The organism is Streptomyces viridochromogenes DSM 40736 (assembly GCF_000158955.1).
In the GTDB taxonomy this organism is placed as follows: domain Bacteria; phylum Actinomycetota; class Actinomycetes; order Streptomycetales; family Streptomycetaceae; genus Streptomyces; species Streptomyces venetus.
In genome coordinates, this window is sequence record NZ_GG657757.1 from 1,091,719 (window position 1) to 1,094,547 (window position 2,829).

At 73.6% G+C, this 2,829-nt stretch carries 1 protein-coding gene; it reads right to left on the minus strand.

The genetic code is table 11. From position 1 onward, the window contains the following. Window positions 1–2,829: SDR family NAD(P)-dependent oxidoreductase (locus tag SSQG_RS38100; protein ID WP_158681009.1), on the minus strand; the 2,829-nt coding region annotated here is incomplete at both ends.

Here is a 2,829-nt window from a genome sequence, read left to right on the forward strand (position 1 = left end):
CGACGAGCACGCCGTGTCCACCGACACCGAAGGCCCCTCGAAACCGAACGTGTACGACACCCGACCGGACAGCACACTGAGGGTGTTGCCGGTCTGGGCGTAGCCCTCGATGGTCTCCGGTACCCGGTCCATGTCGGGGACGTACGCGGAGTTCGTGGCGCCGATGAAGACGCCGGTACGGCTGCCGCGCAGCTCCTCCGCCTTCAGCCCCGCCCGCTCCAGCGCCTCCCACGACACCTCCAGCAGCAACCGCTGCTGCGGATCCATCGCCAACGCCTCACGCCGCGAAATCCCGAAGAACTCCGCGTCAAAACCCGCCACGTCATCCAGGAACCCACCACGCCGCACATACGACTTCCCCGACGCATCCGGATCCGGGTCGTACAAGTCCTCCGGCCAGCCCCGGTCCGCCGGAAACTCCGACGTCGCATCCACACCCCCGGCCACCAACCGCCACAAATCCTCCGGCGAACCCACCCCACCCGGATAACGGCACGCCATACTCACGATCGCGATCGGCTCGTCGTCGGCGGCGGTGCGGGGGGCGGTGTCACCGGCGTCCGGATCGGCGCTCGCGCCGAGCGTCTCCGTCAGGACGAACGTGGCCAGCGCGGCGGGTGTGGGATGGTCGAAGATCAGCGTGGCGGGCAGTTGCAACCCGGTCTCGGCGGCGAGACGGTTGCGGAACTCGACGGCGGTGAGCGAGTCGAACCCCGCATCCATCAGGCCGCGTTGGGGGTCGACCTGCGAGGGCGACGCGTGGCCGAGGACAGCGGCGGCATGTCGGCGTACGAGCTCCACGGCGATGCGCTCCCGCTCCTCCTCCCCCAGGTCGAGGAGCTGGCGGGCGAATGCCCTGCTGCCGGGGCTGTCACCGCCGTCGTTCGCGGACCGGCGGCGCGTGGTGGTGCGGAACAGGTCGTGCCACAGCGGGGACAGCACGCCGGCCGCGGCACGTGCGCGCAGTGCCGAGGCGTCGATCTTCGAGGCGACGAGCTGGGCGGCGCCGACGGCCGATGCCGCGTCGAACAGCGCGAGCCCCTCCGCCGCGGGGAGCGGTACGGCTCCCTCGCGTGCGAGCCGTACTGCGTCCGCGTCGGTCAGCGGGCGGGCGGAGGGGCCCTCAGGGGCCCAGGCGCCCCACACCAGCGACAGGGCGTTCAGGCCCCGCGCCCGCCGGTGGTGGGCGAGGGCGTCGAGGAAGGAGGCTGCGGTGGCGAGGGTCGTGTGCCCGGAGCTGCCCACGGTGCCCGCGGCGGACGAGAACAGAACGAACGCCGACAGGGCGAGGTCGCGTGTGAGGTGGTGCAGGTTCAGGGCGCCGGCGGCTCGGGCCCGGAGCGCGGCGTGCAGATCCTGCGGCTCCACGTCGCTCAGCACCCCGTTGCGGGTGACACCGGCCGCGTGGACGACGGTGGTCAGGGGGTGCTCGGCCGGGATGCCGGCCAGGAGTGCGGCGAGCGCGGCGCGGTCGGTGACGTCACAGGCGGCGATGCGTACCTCGGCGCCCAGCGCCCCGAGTTCGTCGCGCAGTTCCGTAGCGCCGGGCGCCTCGGGCCCTTGGCGGCCGACCAGGAGCAGGTGCCGGGCCTGATGGGTCGTGACGAGATGGTGGGCCAGGAGCCGGCCGAGCATGCCGGTGCCACCGGTGATCAGCACGGTGCCGGCCGGGTCGGGCGCGGCCCCCTGCCCGGCGGCTCCCGTGCTGCGGCGCAGACGGGGTGCGAGGAATCGCTCGCCGCGCAGCGCCAACTGCGGTTCGCCGGTCCGGGCGGCCTTCGCCACCAGGTCCGGCAGATCGCTCCCGCCGACCGCCGGGTCGAGGTCGGGGTCGGAGGCGGGGTCGAGGTCGAGGTCGAGCAGCAGGAAGCGGTCCGGGTGCTCGCTCTGCGCGGTGCGCACCAGGCCCCATGCCACCGAAGCGGCCAGGTCGGGCACGTCCGGAAGGGCCTCGTCGGTGTCCTCGCAGGCGGCCACGGCGCCCCGGGTCACCACGGCGAGGCGGCGGCCGGCGTTCCGCTCGTCCGCGAGCCATCGCTGCAGCGATGTGAGCAGCCGCTCGGCGACGGCCCCCACGCCCCCGGCGTCGCCCCCCTCGCCCTCGTCTTCGTCTTCGGCGGGGGTGCCGAAGACCGGCAGCACGACGATGTCGGCCTCGTCGGCGGGTCCCTCTGCCTCATCGCCCAGTACGGCGACGGACGCGTCCGAGAGCTGAGCAGTCGCGACGGCACCCCCGACCGGTGTCCATGCCAAGGTGAAGAGACCGTCGGTGCCGTCAGGGACGGTGCCGGTCAGTTCGGCCGCGGTCGTGCGGCGGACGGTCATGCGCTCGATGACGGCTACGGGCTCGCCGGCGCTGTCCGCCAGTTCGACACGGGCGGTGTCCGTACCCGTGGGCCGTACGCGCAAGCGCAGGCGGGTGGCTCCTGTGGCGCGCAGTGTGACGCCCTGCCAGACGGACGCCAGCAGCGCGCCGGCCTCGGCGGACGGCCGGGCCGATTGAGCGAGCCCCACCGCTTGTGCGGCCGCTTCCCACAGCGCCGGGTGCAGACCGAACCGGTCGGTGTCGTCGGCCGCGGTCTGCGGCAGCTCCGCCTCGGCCAGCACCTCGTCGCCGACCCGCCAGGCGCGTTTGAGGCTTTGGAACACGGGGCCGTAGGTGTATCCGTCGGCTCGTAGTTCCTCGTACCGATCGTCCAGGTCGACGGGCCGCGCTCCGTCGGGCGGCCACGCATCGGACGCGGAGACGGCAAGCTCGGCAGGCGTGCCTGGGGCGACGGTGGCCTGGAGCGTGGCGGGTCCACCTCTCGCTGTCGGCCGGCCGCGCGT